Below are 17,424 nucleotides of genomic sequence, written 5' to 3'. Positions count from 1 at the left end.
TTTTAATTGCCGTTTTTATTATATGGAATTGTTGAGCTAAAAATCGTTTTATCATATCGAACCATAAAATGGGCTTGTTAAAGTTTACATACACTATGGTTGTTAATTTGCTTTGGATTGAATTAAAAATAATTGTCTCCAAGTCTTTTAAATACAGGTTTCTCATAACGTTTTTTATTGTTATTAGACTGTTTTTTTTCTTCTTTTAGTCCAGTATACAGTGAAAGTAATTTTTTCGCTTCATTCAATGAAAGATGCGCTTTAGGGTTACGAACATTTTTGTCCAGTTTTCCTAAATGAGGTAAATACGCAAAATCGCTCTTTGAAGGGGGCAGGTGGAAAGAATATTTGCCACAGACAACTAAAACATCTGATTGTTGTTGACTATATTTAGGATTATTTGAAAAATGAAGACCAACTTTTTTGGCTTTCCCTTCCTTTAGTAATTTTTTTAAGGCATCATGCTTTAACTTATAAAGAAATTTTGGGTTTGGAGCCGTTTTTGCATGACGATTAACCGTGAAGATTGCTTGTGAGAGGTTTTCTACCGTTGGGTCCAAATGAGGAGAGTGATTCCTATCCCGATTCAAAATGCTTGCTCCTTTCAAAATGAAATTTCCTTCTTCACATAGTATACCCTTTTTATCATAAAAAAGGAAATGGTGATTGATAATATCTTGAATAAATGGTAACGATAAGGAAATGCGTTATAAAACGTAGCTTTGAATAATTATTGAAAGCAATAATCTGATTAAAGAATCAGAAGATTTGCGAAATATACAATTATTTATCTAAAAACGAATAATATATTTAAAAAGATAATTATATTTCGTCAATAAATCGTAAAATTTTCGAAAATGATTGGTAATGTTCGTTTTTTAGGAGTTCTTTCGGTTTATGAAATTGATTGCACTATTTAATCAATGCTATAATATATTATACTAATGCATTAATTCAGAGAAACGAAAAGATAGAGACGACAAGGTTTTTTACTTGATGAGGATTTTTTCACAAACATTGTTTTTTGGAATTTATTTGATCTGCTCGCCTAAAAAAAATGAAACGTTGTTGTACTCATTCTGAGTAGCAGCAGCCGAGATGAATTTTTAAAAAACAGTGACTGGAAAAGGGATGATCAAGAAAAACCTTCTCAATGGAATGAGGTTGGTAAGGTGGGGCCACTGAGAAAAAATGCAAAGGAAAGAGAGAAGTTAATATCAGATGACAGTACAGTTGAATCGATCATTTACAATTTAATTTTCAATTATGTAAAGCATATGGTTTTTGTTATGAAGGTTGAAGAAGGTCCTCGATTTCAATACTTATTTGTTAATGAAATGGGGCTTCTTTATGCTGGGATATCAGAAGAAGCGATTGGGAAATCAATGGAGGATGTTCTGCCATATGAACGCTACTTAAAAATAAAAAAGGCATATGATCGTGTTGTCATTTTAAATGATTCAGTTACTTATTCGGATCAAATCATGTTTCCGAATGGAAGCATGGGCTATACAGAATCCTTATTAACCCCAGTTCGGGATGAACATAATAAAATAAAATATATTGTTGCTGTGACAAGGGATATTACAGAGTTGGTCGAAGAACGAAATCGGCTTATTAATGCAGAGCAAAAGTACCGATCTATCGTTGATCATACACTAGATGGTGTATTTACTGTGTCGTTGGAAGGCAAGATTTTAGAAGTAAATCCTTCTGGCCAACTATTATTAGGGTATGCTGAAAAACAAATGACAAAACGCTCTTTTTTTGATTTAATTCCTGATGCTGAGGTGCAAAAATTTATCGATTTATTTCAACAAACAGTTGAAGCTGGCGTTGCGTTGGAGTCACTTGATTGTCGTTTGATTCATTCAAAAGGATACGGTATAACCACTCATATTAAGACAATTCCGATTGTCATCAATTCAAAAATTGAAGGTGTTTATGTCATCACAAGAGATATTTCTGAACATGCGAAAAATGCTGAAACCATTAAGTATATGGCTTTCCATGACCACCTAACAGGTCTATATAATCGTCGGGCTTTGTTAAACGATTTGGAGCAAATGATTAAGGCAAATAAAAACAGAGGCATGTTTGCGCTCCTTTCTATCGACTTGGATCGCTTTAAATATTTGAATGATACGTTAGGACACCTAGCTGGCGATCAAGTTTTGATTCAAGTTGCCGAGCGATTAAGTATATTTAATAATGACAATATTAAAGTTTATCGTCAGGGTGGAGATGAGTTCAGCATCCTTTTTGAGGGTTCAAGAAAGGAAATTACATCGTTAGCTCAAAAAATTCTTTCGCTTTTTACTAAATCCTTTTATCTTCATTATCAAGAATATTTTATCTCACCAAGTATTGGAATTAGCATATATCCGCATGACGGAAAAAATGCTGAAACGATTATAAAAAATGCCGATGAGGCGCTGTTTCGTGTCAAAGAGAGAGGCAAGGCTCATTTTCAATTTTATAAAACAGAAATGAATTCCGTAGGTGCCCATATTGTTTCATTAGAAACCCATCTGAGAAAAGCTCTCGCAAAAGATGAATTTATGTTGTTTTACCAGCCACAAGTGAGTCTAGCAACGGGCAAGGTCAAGAGTTTTGAAGCATTAATACGCTGGAATAGCAAAGAGTTAGGGATGATTTCACCTGCCAATTTTATTCCTTTAGCGGAAGATACAGGTCTAATTATTCCGATCGGTAACTGGGTTATCGATACCGCGTGCAGGCAAATTAAGAAATGGTCGGAACTGGGCAAAAAAGGGATAAAAATTGCCATTAATATATCGCCAAAACAGTTTTTACAACCAAAGCTAGTCGAGACGATTAAAGAATCGATCCGGAAACATAAGATTGAACCGTCGCTGTTAGAAATTGAAATAACGGAAGGTGCGATGCAGGATACGGCGGAGACTTCACCTATTCTTAATAGTTTAAAAGAACTCGGAGTAACCATATCAATTGACGACTTCGGAACAGGCTATTCATCATTAAATTATATTAAGCAATTCCCGATTGATGTTTTAAAAATTGACCAGTCATTTGTTCGAGATGTTATAAATAGTGAGAAGGATGCAGCAATTACCACAACTATCATCCATTTAGCCAATAGTCTCGGTATAGAAGTAGTGGCTGAAGGTATAGAAGAGAAGGAACAAGCTGAGTTTCTGATGAGAGCGAATTGCCATAAAGGTCAAGGATACTTATTCTCTAGACCGATTAGTGCAACAGATGTTGAATTCAAAATCTTTAACGGCAATGAGGAAATGGTTATTTTTTAAGAAGGCTCTGTTATATGTCGGTGTTGATTTTGGGCTCATTTCACATGAAATGAGCCCAAAATCAACACCGACATAGCTAAATAAAGGTGATGGAAAATTGAAAACGAGAAAGCTTGGCGAACACCCCGTGGAAAGCAAGTACTTGGAGTGGAAATCAATGAATTTACCCGCAATCTCGTGTGGGAATAACAAAAGACATCACTCTCGATGGCTTTTGTGGAAAAGCTGAATATCTTCATAAAAAAGCGCCGTGACTGAATCTTTAGCTCATGTTGTTCATGCTTATGGCTCGATGTTAACATGGACATAATGCAGCAGGTGGAGACTAAAAACCTCCTATACTTTCAATAGATAGAAAGTCATCGCTACTTGTAAAAACGACAGCATTACTTACGGGAAAGAGTGAAAATCGTTAATTCAGGTACGGAGAGGAAGCGAAAGGGTAGTCTTGTTGTACCTAATCCTCTGTTTACATATAATGTTAAAGGCTTTTCTTCTCCAACCGTGTAAAATCCCTCATAGTATTTTTCACCATATGGCGGTTTGACTAATGCTCCAAGTAAAGGAATTTGAATTTGCCCTCCATGACTATGACCGCTTAGTTGTAATTGGATATTAAACATTGCAGCGTTATCTGCAAGATCTGGGGCGTGGGACAATAAAATCTTGTATGCGTCATCAGGCACGTTGGCGAGTGCTGCACTAATATCAGGTTGACCAAGCATGGCATCATCAATGCCAAGAAGGTAGATGGAATTCTGGGCATTTTTTTCAATTTTGATTGAATCATTAAGAAGTAAAGTGAAATCAGACTCTTCCATAATTCTTTTAAAAATATCTGTTCCATATCCACCGTGGTCATGGTTTCCATATACAGCGTACTTCCCGAGTGGGGCCTTAAGCTTTTTTAAAATCGTGATCACACGTTCAAACTCTCCATATTTATTCGGCTCGTCTAATAAATCTCCTGTAAAAAAGAGAATATCCGGCTTGTGATGATTAATTTCCTCAACTAATTCTTGAAGCTGCTCTAATGTATATTGAAAACCTAAATGGGTATCACTGAATTGGATAATTTTAATATTTTCAAAATCCGCAGGAATATCAAGATGAGAAATCTGATATTTATTGATTTTTAGCAGTTTAGGCTCTATCCTTCCAGCATAAGTATATCCGCCGACTGACAATCCAATTGTCGTTAGTAATGTACCGAAAAATCTTTTCAAAAAAGATCTTCTTGAAACTTTTTTGGGCATTTTCTTTACCAACCTAACTTTAAAAATTCCGCTCTCTCAACCATGAAATAAAAATCCATTTATTGTCTTTTTTTTGAATGTTGGGACTGTCCTCAATCATATGATTGAATCATGATAGGTAATACTCAATAATGTAATAAACACGATGTTTTTTCATGCTTGTATAGTTAATACTATCAAATAATAAGAAGAAAAAGAAGGATGTTTATCTTTGGAAGGAAGGAAAAATTCGTTATTTGAAATAAAATGAATGACATTAATAATACTGTAGCTTAAGCTGAACGGGAAATAAAAATGGGGGATGAAAATATTTAAGAATAACTTGCTAAAGTGCTGGCTTTTTCTTTGCTTTTGTACATTGTGAAATCAACTTTGTTACATGATATAATTTTTAAAAGCAATAGTTTACTTTGATAGGAGGGATGTAAATGGATGCATTGGATATTTTAACCGATCTTGAAAATGTCATTCCATTCTTCCAACCGATATTCAGTGCTGATGAACATCGTGTAATAGGGTATGAGGTATTAGGCCGATTTAAAACTGACGATGATCATATTAGCCTTGGTCCTTATTTTCTTGATGAAGGTATTCCTGAGGAATATCGCTTAGAGCTTGACAATACAGTTTTAAGAAAAGCCCTTCAACAGGCAACAGCACTTGATGACGATGTTCTTCTTTTTATTAATCGGGATGCCGATTTATTATTATATGATGAAAATGAAGAGTTACTTCATCTTTTACTAGAATTTGGCGAGAAAGGAGTCAAAATCGAAAGGGTGGTTATTGAAATTTCTTTCAATAACCATTTAGATGATGCTGAAAGAATTGGTCATTTAATTAACTATTACAAAACTTATGGCATTAAAATTGCCTTTGACAAACTCGGAGATAGTAGTCATCAAATTGACCTCATTGGTCTGATTTCGCCTACTATTCTAAAAGTTGATTTGCAGGCTTTAAGATCAACAAGGCTTGCCTCAAGCTTTCAAGATATTATTTATTCTTACTCACTTTTAGCAAGAAAGATTGGAGCAACCCTTTTATTCGAGAATATTGAGATGGTCTATCAGCTTCAATATGCATGGAAAAATGGGGGGAGGTATTATCAAGGTTATTATTTGCAAAAACCGCATTCTCAATTCGTTGACCGGGATATACTGAAGGAACAATTGAAAAATGAATGTCAGCAATTTATTGATAGTGAAAAGAAAAAACTGGCGGCCCTGTTTGAACAAACGGAGAAGTTCCAAAGTGTTGTTTCTGAGTTATTGCAAAAATATCGTAAAATAGAAAAATATGAGGAGTTATTAATGGTTTTGGGAAAGGAAATGGAGAACTTTGCTTTTAGAATGTATATTTGTGATGAAAACGGTTTTCAACTCTCTCCCAACCTTTTCAAAACTCAAAATGAATGGCTTGTACAACGTGAGTATGTCTATAAAAATTGGAGTTGGAGACCGTACTTTCTTGAAAATATTTTGAAAATGAGTAAAGAAAAAAAGGGAATTCTGTCGGATTTATATAGTGACATTGAGACTGGGGAAAACGTGCGAACATTTTCTTATCCATTGAAAGATAAGCAGTTTTTATTTATAGATATATCTTATGAGTTCATTTTAGAGCATCTTGAATTGCTGTAAATTGGTAAAGAGGAGTCGAATAATCCCTTGCCTTTAGAGGGAATGTAAGAGTAATACATTCTGTAAGGGTGAGAATATTGACAACTTATATGCTTGTTTTGACGATTATTGCCGTTGCAATCGTTCTTTTTGCTTTAGGGTACACATTGGCGGTGACAAAAACTCAAAAAAGATTGAAGGGTGAGTTGGACACATCCATTCCCGGCAAAGTTCAAGAAGGAATATATCAACGCAACCCGGTCTTTATCACTTTTTTTGCTTTTGCAGTTTTAGTTCTATTGTTAATTATTTTTACAGCAATTTATTGGTAAATTGGTGCTGACTATAGACAAACTCACTAACAATCGAGTTTGTCTATAGTTTTTAGTTGCATGTCTACTTTTTGATGTGTTCATTGGAAAAATTAGTCTTGTTTGTTTTTAATTAATGGTCGTACATGATGAAATGTTATTTATGATTCAATCGCCAATGCTTTTTTTAGCCTGTCAATTTCAAAACCTGTAATCACAGTATCATTGTTGATGACAAAGGTAGGAGTTGAGTATGATTGATACTTGTTGATTAAGTCATTGCGAGCCTTGCTGTCCTTTTTTATATCTTTAAGTTCAAATGTAAAGCCATATTCTTGTAAAAAAAGTTTAGCTATTTCACATGATGGACAATCCGGCTGAGTATAAATTGTAATCTTTGTCAATATATGTTCCTCCGCTTACATTTTGATAAATTAATTATAACGCGGTACCGTCCGTTCTGGTAGTAAACAGCATTGAGATGTAAAATGAACAAATTGACTATTGTTATTCCTGCAGACTTAAAACTATTAATCTTAAAAAAGAAGACTAGTGAAATAAGTACTGCATAAAATTTTGACTAGAAGAAGTATCCATCTAACTTTCAAGATTGCCTTCTGATGGAGCAGGTTAAGCAAACGGAACTCTTTTAAGTGTTGATAGTGATTTGGCGGTATAATATCCATAAAAGAGAACTGGTTCATCATTGTTCATTTGATCAAGCATTGCAAAACTGATGCAGACTTTTATCAGTTGTGAAACAGTTACAAGTTAACCGTTTTGAAACCAGTTCCAAATCATTAGAAGGGGGTTTTATTGTGCTGAAAAGAATGGAAGACCATCTTCAAAGAAAGATTGAATTTGAGTATCCTCCTAGAAGAATTGTGTCGCTTTGTCCTGCAATTACGGAAACTCTATATGCCCTAGGGTTAGAAAGCGAAATAGTAGGGCGAACCCGCTATTGTATTTTCCCAAAAGACAAAGTGGAACAAGCAATGATTGTCGGAGGTACAAAAGATATTGAGATGGAAATGGTAAGAAAATTAAACCCTGACCTTATCATTGCAGAAAAAGAAGAGAATACGAAGGAGATTGTTGAGCTATTGGAATACAACTTTCCCGTATTTGTTGCTGAGGTGCGTTCGATTACTGAATCATACAGGATGATAAAAGATATGGGAATCATAACAAATCACGAAAATAATGCGCAATGCCTTATAGACTCCATAAAAAAGGAGTTTATGACACTGCCGAAGATTACTGGGAAAAGAGCGGCATATGTTATTTGGAGAAATCCATATATGGTTGTTGGGGGCAACACATATATAAACTCTGTATTGGAAGAAATGGGATTTCAAAATCCATTTGCAATTTCTCCTCAAAGATATCCTTCAATTACAAAAGAAGAGTTTCAAGAAAGTCAGCTAGATTACATTTTTCTCGCCACAGAACCGTTTCATTTTAAGGAGAAGCATAAACAAGAATTTTTAGAATTTTTACCAGATGCAGTGCCGTTAATTGTCGATGGAGAAATGTTCTGGTATGGAGCTAAAATGAAAGAAGCAGCGAATTATTTTAAAGGAAGAATGGTAAGTGAGTGCTGCTAAATTAGCAAAGGATAACATCAATAAAAAAGCATGGAACATAGGAGCCATGCTTTCACTTGTTCTTTCTGAAGAGATAATCAATTAATCCCATTGCACATACCTCAAGATCAAGTGCGAGAATATCGTATATTTCATGTTCTCTAGGTATATTTAAGTTGTCTAAATGAGAGGAAACTAATTGAAAGAGTCCTACTTTTGTTACATCTATCATTTCTTCAGGAGTACCCCCATTTTTAAAGGCGGCAGCGGCCACATCAACGAAGGGTTTAATCCAACTGAGCACTTGTTTATAGACTTCTTTTGGGTTATCGGACATTCCATAATGGCCAAAAAAGATATAGTCTAAGTTCATTGATTTGTATAATTCAATCGATTGTTCCATTTTATCAGGATCAAAATTTGAAGGAGTCGTAGTTGGAAGGTAGAACTCTATCTCTTTTTTTAGTTGATAATAAATTCCCGCTGTATCTCCGGTGAACATTCCATTCCATTTTGGATGATAAATGCTAAAGTGGTGATTTGCGTGTCCTGGCGTATGATAGAACGTAAGGGTACAATCCTCGGATATTTGTAATTTGTCTCCATTGTCCATCGAAATTAATTGTTCTTCAGGAATTGGGACAATCGGATGAAAGAAGGTGTCGAACTTTTCGCGGTAGACTGCTTTTGCGCCAGCGATTAACCGGGAAGGATCAGCTAAATGTCTTTTTCCTTTAGGATGGACAATAACTTTTGCATTAGGGCAATGATGTAAAAGGAGACCTGCACCACCTGCATGATCAAGGTGAATATGGGTTACAATGATGTATTTCAGATCTTTTGGGGAAAGCCCTAGACTTTTCAAACCATTGATAATATGTGGAACAGAGGGACTGGCACTTGTTTCAATAATTGTTAATTCCCGTTCAAGTAAAACGTAGGAGCCAGTTCTTTCTTTTATATTGAGATCAAGCGCGTCAATTAAATATAGGTTCTCAAAAAGCTTTTCAACAGTGCTCAAAAAAATTCCTCCATTTCATACCTTTTTCTTGTACAAACCTATGTCTTATTTTATGCTGTTAATATTGGCATGTAAAGATAATAACTTGAATTTTCTGAAATTATTACTTATGGATAGAAACATGTCAAAAGAGAAACCTAAGGATAAAGCGGAATGCATATCATACATGGTTTTTGTGAAAGGAGAGGAAACATGTCACAGCTACAAGGTATCATCACACGTTTAAAAAGTCTTCAAGAACAAGGTGGCGCTGGAGAATCAGCGCAACGCTTTTTTGAAGTAAATGGCGAAAGAAAGTGTCAGGTTACATATCACCCCAAAACAGAAACGTTTGAGCTCGAGGTATATAATGAGAAAGAAAAGCCTAAGCGTTATCAATTTGACAATATTGATATGATTACGATTGAAATTTTTGACCTGATACAGTAAGTGAAATGGACTTATTGAAAAAGCTGAATAATGATCAATTTGAAGAGGAGCGATCACGTTTGTTGCCAACAGTTAAATGCCCAAAATGTTCTTACATTGCAGAAATGAATCATGTTTTAACAGCGCAATCGAATCAAAATGTCATTTATAAGTGTCCGCAATGTCATTATGAAGTGCGAAATATTCATACGAGCAAAGGCTAATTGAATTTTATGCATTTTATCGTGTTCCAGGGTGTTCTATGAAGCATCACTGCTGAAACTGTGATAGAATAAAATAGAATGAAAACATTTACGAGGAGTTTTCGACTATGATAGATCTTCACAGTGGAGAGTTTTTGGAGATTAATATTAAAGATTTGATGATTCCTTCTGAACGGGTTGCCCATGTACAGGTAAAAAATAGCTTGGAGCACGCTTTATTAGTTCTTACTAAAAGTGGGTATTCGGCAATACCTGTATTAGATCCGCAGTACAAGCTGCAGGGTCTTATTAGTACCCCCTTGATTATGGAGTCAATACTCGGGCTTGAAAGAATTGAATTTGAACTATTGGAGAAACAACGTGTCGAAGGTGTTATGAATCGAGAAATTCCAAGAATTGCAATTGATTCGGATATCAAATCCTGTTTGACGTTGTTGATTGATCATCCTTTTCTGTGTGTGGAAAGTGACGAAGGATTTTTTGAAGGGATTTTAACAAGAAGATCGGTATTAATGCAATTAAATCAATATACTTCTTCCAGAACAGTGTGAAGGATAAGCGATGTAAAGAGGTCTGTTCGCTTTGATATCATAACTTTAACACTTTAAAAAATCTTTCCTTGTTTTTCAATGAAGGCGCATAATGATGAGTGGATTACAGTAAAGCAATGAATATGTTTAGTCTACAGCCTCCTAACATTAGGAGGCTCAATTTTTGTATATGAGGTGCCGTAATGGAGGACGCAGTACATAGTCAAATGAATCAGAAACAACAAACAAAAAAACCATTTGTATTAGCAGCAGTTATGTTGGCGATGTTTATGGCAGCTATTGAAGCGACGATTGTAGCAACTGCTATGCCTGCAATCGTTGGTGATCTAGGTGGTTTTACTCGATATAGCTGGGTATTTTCATCATACCTATTAATGAATGCAGTGACAGTCTTAATTTATGGGAAGCTATCAGATTTGTACGGGAGAAAACCGATCTTAACGATTGGCATCATTATTTTTTTAATCGGTTCTATCCTTTGTGGTTTTGCTGAATCAATGACAATGCTCATCGTTTTTCGTTTTATACAAGGATTTGGTGCAGGAGCAGTTATGCCGATAGCCAGTACTATTGTTGGTGACATTTACACAATAGAAGAAAGAGCAAAAATTCAAGGATATTTATCAAGCGTATGGGGGATCTCGGCAATTTTAGGTCCGGCGATCGGGGGAATTCTTGTTCAATACGTCAGTTGGCAATATGTTTTTTGGATTAATGTCCCATTGGGAATTTTAGCCATTATCGGAATCAGTTTATTCTTGCATGAAAAAGTAGAAAAGAAAAAACATCAAATTGATTTTCAAGGGGCTTTTTTATTAACGGTTGCCATCTCGGCATTAATGATTCTTCTAGTTGAAGGTGGTACAAATTGGGCTTGGAATTCACCTCAAGTGTTAAGTTTGCTCGCTGTCACGCTTATTGCTTTTCCGCTCTTTGTCTTTCAAGAGCGACGTGCATCTGAACCGATGATGCCCTTTTCCATTTGGAAAGAGCGTTCGATTTTCATTGCCAATATGACCTCACTAACAACAGGGGTTATGTTGATCGGTATTTCTAGCTTTCTGCCTGCTTTTGTTCAAGGTGTGATGGAACAACCGCCGATCGTGGCTGGCTTCACGCTAACAACAATGTCGATCGGGTGGCCAATTGCGGCCACGGTAGCGGGGAATCTCCTTTTGAAAATTGGGTTTCGCATTACTGCGATTATAGGTGGAGCTTCCTTGGTCATTGGTGGTCTTATGTTTGTCTTCTTATCTCCGGAGATGGGGCCTGTCTGGGCAGCATTGGCATCATTCTTTGTTGGTGTTGGCATGGGAATGACGACAACCTCCTTTATTGTTTCAATCCAAAGTACGGTTGGCTGGGAGCAGCGCGGTGTTGCCACGGCAGCAAATATGTTTATGCGTAATTTAGGAAATACAATTGGAGCAGCTCTTTTAGGAGGAATACTTAATAGTCAGTTGCTTTCGTATATTAAAAAACAGGGTGAAACAGTTTCGAAGGAGCTTTCTCTCGATGCCGCGAATATATTATTAAATGAAGAACAAAGAAGCGCCCTCTCTCCAGGGGTTAAATCCGTTTTACAGGAAGGCTTAACCTTTTCCATCCATACGGTTTATATCACAGTATTTATCTTTGCGTTGCTAAGTTTTATGCTCATTCTTTTTTTACCTAAGAAGGAGAGAGAAACATCCAATGGAAGATCAAGTAATGAATGAGGTGAATTCATGTCAACATTATCAGCATTTCATCTTCTCTCCGTTTTAGCAGCAGAAATGAATATGCGAAAAGCATCGGAGCGTTTATTTGTCTCACAACCTGCTCTTAGCCAAAGGCTGCAAACGATTGAGGCGGAATGGGGAACGAAGCTCTTCATTCGCTCACAAAAAGGGCTTACGTTAACACCAGCGGGGGAAATCGTCATTAAATTTGTTAATGAAGTTTTGGAAAAAGAGGAGAAAGTAAAAGAGTCGATTAGTGCCATGAATTCAGAGGTTTATGGGACTTTAAAAATTGCCGTTGCCAATATAGTCAGTCAAAACTGGCTTCCTAAAGTATTGAAGAAATTCGTCGAGCGTTATCCCCATGCAAAAGTTTCATTGGTAACAGGCTGGAGTAGTGAGATCCTGCGCTCGATGTATGAAGATCATGTACATATTGGAATTGTGCGTGGAACTCCTGATTGGAAAGGGATAAAAATTCCCTTATTCGAAGATCATCTTTATTTAGTTGATAAAGAAATCACTTCTCCAGAACAAGTGTTGAAAACAGATCGACCGTTTATTCAATTTAAAAGTGATTCCAATTATTATCAGGAGATACAAGATTGGTGGCATCGGCAATTTCAAACGATGCCCAAACGGACAATTGTTGTCGATCAAATTGAAACATGCAAGCAAATGGCTTTCAATGGGATTGGTTATGCGATATTGCCTGCTATCACTCTAAATGGAGGAGAACAAGATATCTTTAAAATTCCCCTTCTTGATGAGAATGATGAGCCACTAAAAAGAGATACTTCATTAATTGGCTATGATTCCGCTTTTAAATTGAAGCAAGTCCAAGCATTTGTCGATTTAATTAAAGAACATGTCAAGGAGGATGAAGAAAGAGCGAAGAGTGATAACAATTAATGCTTGTCTTGTTCTTTTTAATTTGCTAAAGTAAAATTCATAATGTACAGAATAGAATTGAGTGGAGGTATTATGAAATGAGCAAAATGATGGATGCAAACGAAATTATTTCGTTTATCGCGAATAGTAAAAAGTCAACACCCGTAAAGGTTTACATAAAAGGTGAAATATCTGGAATTGATTTTGGACCTAGCTCAAAAACGTTCATTTCAGGCAATACGGGAACGATATTTGGGGAATGGAGCGAAATTGGCCCAGCAATTGAGGCAAATCAGGCAAAAATTGAAGATTATGTGGTGGAGAATGACCGTAGAAATTCGGCGATTCCATTATTAGATATGAAGGGGATCAAAGCAAGAATTGAGCCAGGAGCCATCATTCGTGATCAAGTCGAAATTGGTGAAAATGCTGTGATCATGATGGGCGCATCCATTAATATTGGTGCAGTGATTGGTGAAGGTACGATGATTGATATGAACGTAGTTCTAGGCGGAAGAGCTACGGTTGGGAAGAATTGCCATATAGGTGCTGGTTCGGTGTTAGCTGGAGTGATTGAGCCACCTTCTGCGAAGCCAGTTGTCATTGAAGACGATGTTCTAATCGGTGCTAATGTTGTAGTCCTTGAAGGTGTGACGGTTGGAAAAGGTGCTCGTGTTGCAGCTGGAGCAATTGTTATTGAGGACGTTCCAGCAAACACGTTGGTTGCAGGCGTTCCAGCGCGAGTGATTAAAGAGATTGACGAAAAAACTCTTTCAAAAACAGAAATTATGCAAGCATTACGCAATCTTTAATCGTGACAAAAAGTGTGGATTTTTTATCCGCACTTTTTTTAAAGAAAAATGAAATTGCTTGTACGGGTGTATGATTGCTGATTTCAATAGATTTTTTGTGCTGGCGAGAGCACGAGGAAGGCACTCAAAGAACATGCGCAGGAACGATTTTTTGAGGCTGCTTTTTGCTTTTTTAGTAAAAGGAGAGAGGTCATAATGTCTTTTGTTCAAATTAGAAGAGATTTACATAAAATCCCTGAATTAGGCTTCCAGGAATACAAAACACAATCGTATTTGCTGAACTATTTAAAATCGCTTCCGCAGAAACGAATGCGAATAGAAACATGGAAAACTGGTATATTTGTAAGGATTGAGGGCCTCAATCCTCGGAAAACGATTGGCTATAGAGCGGATATGGATGGTTTACCAATTGTTGAAGAAACAGGGCTTCCTTTTCTTTCAGAGCATCCAGAAAAAATGCACGCTTGTGGACATGATTTTCATATGAGCATTGCTTTGGGGCTTATCACTCATTTCCTCAATGAGCCAATTGATGATAATCTTTTATTTATTTTTCAGCCTGCTGAAGAAGGGCCTGGTGGAGCAGAGCCGATGCTCCAATCAGAAATTATGAATGACTGGAAGCCGGACATGATTTTAGCTCTTCATATCGCTCCTGAATATCCAGTTGGCTCAATTGCTGTTAAGGAAGGTCTTTTATTTGCCAATACATCTGAGCTCTTTATTGATTTAACAGGTAAGGGAGGGCATGCGGCATACCCACACCAAACGAATGATATGGTAGTTGCTGCTTGTTCTTTAGTTACTCAGTTACAAACTATTGTTGCAAGAAATGTTAATCCTTTAGACAGTGCGGTCATAACAATTGGAAAGATAAGCGGTGGCACTGTCCAAAATATTATCGCCGAAAAAGCTCGTGTAGAGGGAACGATTCGTACTCTTTCCGTGGAATCGATGGAAAAAGTTAAAAAGCGAATATTATCGATTGTGAGAGGTATCGAAGTTGGCTATGAATGTGAAGCCAAGATTGACTTTGGAAGCAGCTATTATCAGGTATATAATGAAGGGAAGTTAACGAGAGAGTTCATGGAATATGTTCGTAACGACACAAATGTTGAAGTTATTGAATGTGAAAAAGCAATGACTGGAGAAGATTTCGGCTATATGCTGAAAGAAATTCCAGGATTCATGTTTTGGCTTGGGGCGGATTCACGGTACGGTTTGCACCATTCAAAATTGAATCCGAAGGAAGATGCAATTGATGTGGCTATTTCGATGCTTTCAAAATATATTCATTATAAAGGGACTAAAAGTGAATAATGAACTAAAAAAAGAACTAGGTAAACTGAGGTGACCCCACAAAGTTAGAGTTTTAATTCAAGCAGCTAATTGGCTGGTATGGGTACGGTATTGAACCGGACTCATGCCTGCCAATTTTTGCTTTATACGCTTGTTATTATAATAATTGATATACTCTTCCATTCTCTTTCTTAATTCCTCAAAAGCGCACAGTGATTCTCCATAATACATTTCTTGTTTCAATGAGCCGAAAAAGTTCTCCATGGGCGAATTATCTAAACAGTTTCCTTTTCGCGACATACTCTGGAACACTTTGTTTTTTTTAGCGTGTTTACCCATTTATTATGTTGATAATGCCACCCTTGATCAGAATGTATAGTAGTTCTAAACTTTGAATCTCTTACAATTTCTAGTGCTTTCTCGAGAGGAAATTCATCCTTTGCATATTTTAACTACTCCGAAGGTGACGTACCCGGCCTTTGTTTAGTCATTTGCAAGAAATTTAAAAAAAGATACATAATTCAAAAAAACAGTAGCAAATTATTTCGATTTCCGTTATATTTGTAAATACGTTCATATTTTTCTTATGAATAAAATCCATTTTTTAACATTCTAAATAAATAATAGAGAAATTAGTCTGTATAAATGGATAGCAGATGGGGGGAATGAGCAATGGAAACTTTTAAGAAATTAAAAGAATTTTATTGGCCATTTAAAAGCTATTTTATATGGTCGGTTGTATTTATGTTACTGATAACTGGAATTACGGTTGTTTATCCAATCATCCTTCAGGTCACCATTGATGAAGTGGTCCTCGGTGGGAAAAACAATTGGATTCCTTACTTAGCATTAGGTTTCATTGCCATAATGATTGTAAAAGGTATAGGTACTTACATACATCAATATACAGGAGATTTATTTGGAATTACTTCTGTCTATAAATTAAGAAATTCTTTATATGAGAAGCTGCAATACTTACCTTTTCGCTATTATGATAATGCGAAAACAGGGGATTTGATGTCTAGATTGACAGCGGATGTGGAAGGATTTCGATTTTTTCTTTCATTTGGGTTCTCTGAACTGCTGCGATTAATCATCCTTGTTATGTCAACCTTTGCAGTGATGTTCTATTATTCTCCTGCATTGACAATTGTCACGTTAATAACATTGCCTTTTTTAGCAGTTGTCGTCTATAAATTTGAGAAGTCAGTTCATCCGGCATTTCGAGCAATTCGCAAGTCGTTTGGAAAGCTGAATACAAATGTTCAGGAGAATATTAGCGGAATTAATACAGTAAAATCTTTATCCCGTGAAGACTATGTCATTGATAAATTTAATTCTTCAAATGGCGATTACAAGGATAAATATCTTTTTACTTCGGCGATATGGGCAAAATATTTTCCGTTAATGGAGTATTTAGGGAATTTGAGTGTGGTTCTCCTCCTTTCTTTTGGAGGTTATTTAGTTATCAATGGAAGTCTTCGCCCAGGGGAGCTAGTTGCATTTTACAGTTTAGTTGGTTATATTATGTGGCCAATTATGAATTTAGGTTTTGTTATTAATCTTTTTTCACAATCAAAAGCCTCTGGTGAAAGATTATTGGAAATTTTAGAAGCAGAAAATGAAATTACTGAAAAAGAGAAGCCATATTATTCTGAAAAGCTTAGCGGGGATGTTCGATTTAAGGATGTGACCCTTCGCTATGGGGAAGAGGACAAAGATGCATTGTTTGATATCTCTTTCCATGCCCATCCAGGAAAAGTAGTAGGTTTAATTGGTTCTACCGGTTCCGGGAAAACAAGTTTAACCCAGCTGATGACAAGGTTTTACGAACCTCATAAGGGTCAAATTTTTATTGATGGCGTTGATGTGCAGGAGTACTCGTTGCAATCCATTAGAAGCAATATTGGTTTTGTATTGCAGGAATCGTTTTTGTTTTCTTCGTCCATCAAGGCAAATATATCTTATGGAAGACCCGATGCAACAATGGATGAAATTATTGATGCAGCAAAAAGGGCCCAGGCTCATGATTTTATTATGGAACTTCCAGATGGCTATGATACGATGCTAGGTGAAAGAGGAATGGGGCTTTCTGGAGGTCAGAAACAAAGAATCGCGATTGCCCGTTCCATCTGTGTGGATCCAAGCATACTCATACTTGATGATGCAACAAGCGCAGTCGATATGGAGACAGAGTTTAAAATACAAAAGGCATTGAAAGAGGTTATGAGGGGAAGAACAACCTTTATTATTGCTCATCGTATTTCCTCGCTCAAACATGCAGATGAAATCCTCGTTCTTGAAAAGGGCACAATAGTTGAGCGCGGAACGCATGAACAGTTACTGAAGAATAAAGGCCCATATCAACGGATATATGATATTCAATACCAAGATAAAGACAAAATTTTGAAAAAACAAATGGGTTAGGG

Annotated in this window: 15 protein-coding genes and 1 pseudogene; 11 read left to right on the top strand and 5 right to left on the bottom strand. The window is 36.3% G+C overall.

Features of this window, described 5'->3' with window-relative positions:
• Positions 1-122: 122 nt before the first annotated feature.
• A complete protein-coding gene (locus NST02_RS16040) occupies positions 123-590 on the bottom strand; it encodes a YkyB family protein (RefSeq protein WP_095313518.1) in 468 nt (155 codons plus the stop codon).
• Between the two features lie 582 nt (positions 591-1,172).
• Here NST02_RS16040 and NST02_RS16035 point away from each other — a divergent pair.
• Complete coding sequence (locus tag NST02_RS16035) at positions 1,173-3,293, top strand: EAL domain-containing protein (RefSeq protein WP_095313511.1); 2,121 nt, start codon at positions 1,173-1,175, stop codon at positions 3,291-3,293.
• A 386-nt stretch (positions 3,294-3,679) separates the two neighbouring features.
• Here NST02_RS16035 and NST02_RS16030 read toward each other — a convergent pair whose 3' ends face one another.
• Positions 3,680-4,549 (bottom strand): metallophosphoesterase, encoded by an 870-nt coding sequence (locus NST02_RS16030; RefSeq protein WP_095313510.1) that lies wholly within the window; start codon positions 4,547-4,549, stop codon positions 3,680-3,682.
• 428 nt (positions 4,550-4,977) lie between these two features.
• Here NST02_RS16030 and NST02_RS16025 point away from each other — a divergent pair, with 428 nt between their 5' ends.
• Positions 4,978-6,192: an EAL domain-containing protein gene (locus NST02_RS16025; protein ID WP_137742780.1), complete on the top strand. Its 1,215-nt coding sequence runs from the start codon at positions 4,978-4,980 to the stop codon at positions 6,190-6,192.
• 77 nt (positions 6,193-6,269) lie between these two features.
• Entirely contained in the window at positions 6,270-6,503 is a 234-nt protein-coding gene (locus tag NST02_RS16020) for a hypothetical protein (RefSeq protein ID WP_095313507.1), read from the top strand.
• 140 nt (positions 6,504-6,643) lie between these two features.
• Here the strand turns inward: NST02_RS16020 and NST02_RS16015 are convergent, their stop codons facing one another.
• Positions 6,644-6,886, bottom strand: a complete 243-nt coding sequence (locus NST02_RS16015) for a glutaredoxin family protein (protein WP_212933404.1) — start codon at positions 6,884-6,886, stop codon at positions 6,644-6,646.
• 414 nt (positions 6,887-7,300) lie between these two features.
• Between NST02_RS16015 and NST02_RS16010 the strand changes: the two genes are divergently transcribed.
• Complete coding sequence (locus NST02_RS16010; protein ID WP_095313502.1) at positions 7,301-8,089, top strand: ABC transporter substrate-binding protein; 789 nt, start codon at positions 7,301-7,303, stop codon at positions 8,087-8,089.
• Between the two features lie 52 nt (positions 8,090-8,141).
• Here NST02_RS16010 and NST02_RS16005 read toward each other — a convergent pair whose 3' ends face one another.
• Complete coding sequence (locus tag NST02_RS16005) at positions 8,142-9,089, bottom strand: MBL fold metallo-hydrolase (protein WP_095313498.1); 948 nt, start codon at positions 9,087-9,089, stop codon at positions 8,142-8,144.
• 192 nt (positions 9,090-9,281) lie between these two features.
• Between NST02_RS16005 and NST02_RS16000 the strand changes: the two genes are divergently transcribed.
• From NST02_RS16000 to NST02_RS15975, 6 genes are all read left to right on the top strand, one after another.
• Positions 9,282-9,518 (top strand): YkuJ family protein, encoded by a 237-nt coding sequence (locus NST02_RS16000; RefSeq protein WP_095313495.1) that lies wholly within the window; start codon positions 9,282-9,284, stop codon positions 9,516-9,518.
• Positions 9,519-9,828: 310 nt separating this feature from the next.
• Positions 9,829-10,272 carry a cyclic-di-AMP-binding protein CbpB gene (gene cbpB / locus NST02_RS15995; RefSeq protein ID WP_095313491.1) on the top strand — a complete coding sequence of 148 codons (444 nt, stop codon included), beginning with the start codon at positions 9,829-9,831 and terminating at the stop codon, positions 10,270-10,272.
• A gap of 182 nt (positions 10,273-10,454) precedes the next feature.
• Complete coding sequence (locus NST02_RS15990; RefSeq protein WP_095313489.1) at positions 10,455-11,990, top strand: MDR family MFS transporter; 1,536 nt, start codon at positions 10,455-10,457, stop codon at positions 11,988-11,990.
• Between the two features lie 9 nt (positions 11,991-11,999).
• Complete coding sequence (locus NST02_RS15985; RefSeq protein WP_095313486.1) at positions 12,000-12,905, top strand: LysR family transcriptional regulator; 906 nt, start codon at positions 12,000-12,002, stop codon at positions 12,903-12,905.
• A gap of 77 nt (positions 12,906-12,982) precedes the next feature.
• On the top strand, positions 12,983-13,696 hold the full coding sequence (gene dapD, locus NST02_RS15980; protein WP_095313484.1) for a 2,3,4,5-tetrahydropyridine-2,6-dicarboxylate N-acetyltransferase: 714 nt from the start codon (positions 12,983-12,985) through the stop codon (positions 13,694-13,696).
• A 195-nt stretch (positions 13,697-13,891) separates the two neighbouring features.
• Positions 13,892-15,016 (top strand): N-acetyldiaminopimelate deacetylase, encoded by a 1,125-nt coding sequence (locus NST02_RS15975; protein ID WP_095313481.1) that lies wholly within the window; start codon positions 13,892-13,894, stop codon positions 15,014-15,016.
• 57 nt (positions 15,017-15,073) lie between these two features.
• Here NST02_RS15975 and NST02_RS15970 read toward each other — a convergent pair.
• Positions 15,074-15,420, bottom strand: a pseudogene (locus NST02_RS15970) (transposase); the annotation flags it as partial.
• Positions 15,421-15,667: 247 nt separating this feature from the next.
• Between NST02_RS15970 and NST02_RS15965 the strand changes: the two are divergent.
• Positions 15,668-17,422 (top strand): ABC transporter ATP-binding protein, encoded by a 1,755-nt coding sequence (locus NST02_RS15965; protein ID WP_137742785.1) that lies wholly within the window; start codon positions 15,668-15,670, stop codon positions 17,420-17,422.
• Positions 17,423-17,424 lie beyond the last annotated feature (2 nt).

It is taken from the genome of Robertmurraya sp. FSL W8-0741 (assembly GCF_038004005.1).
GTDB lineage: Bacteria > Bacillota > Bacilli > Bacillales > Cytobacillaceae > Robertmurraya > Robertmurraya siralis.
The sequence above is the reverse complement of the archived record's forward strand: the minus strand, read 5'-3'. Positions and strand labels throughout refer to the sequence as shown.

Bases quoted from the DNA above. Each gene is read 5' to 3' on its own strand.
- NST02_RS15985 (WP_095313486.1), top strand. From the start codon at position 12,000: ATGTCAACATTATCAGCATTTCATCTTCTCTCCGTTTTAGCAGCAGAA.
- NST02_RS15975 (WP_095313481.1), top strand. From the start codon at position 13,892: ATGTCTTTTGTTCAAATTAGAAGAGATTTACATAAAATCCCTGAATTA.
- NST02_RS16000 (WP_095313495.1), top strand. From the start codon at position 9,282: ATGTCACAGCTACAAGGTATCATCACACGTTTAAAAAGTCTTCAAGAA.
- cbpB (WP_095313491.1), top strand. From the start codon at position 9,829: ATGATAGATCTTCACAGTGGAGAGTTTTTGGAGATTAATATTAAAGAT.
- NST02_RS15965 (WP_137742785.1), top strand. From the start codon at position 15,668: ATGGAAACTTTTAAGAAATTAAAAGAATTTTATTGGCCATTTAAAAGC.
- NST02_RS15990 (WP_095313489.1), top strand. From the start codon at position 10,455: ATGGAGGACGCAGTACATAGTCAAATGAATCAGAAACAACAAACAAAA.
- NST02_RS16030 (WP_095313510.1), bottom strand. From the start codon at position 4,549: ATGCCCAAAAAAGTTTCAAGAAGATCTTTTTTGAAAAGATTTTTCGGT.
- dapD (WP_095313484.1), top strand. From the start codon at position 12,983: ATGAGCAAAATGATGGATGCAAACGAAATTATTTCGTTTATCGCGAAT.
- NST02_RS16025 (WP_137742780.1), top strand. From the start codon at position 4,978: ATGGATGCATTGGATATTTTAACCGATCTTGAAAATGTCATTCCATTC.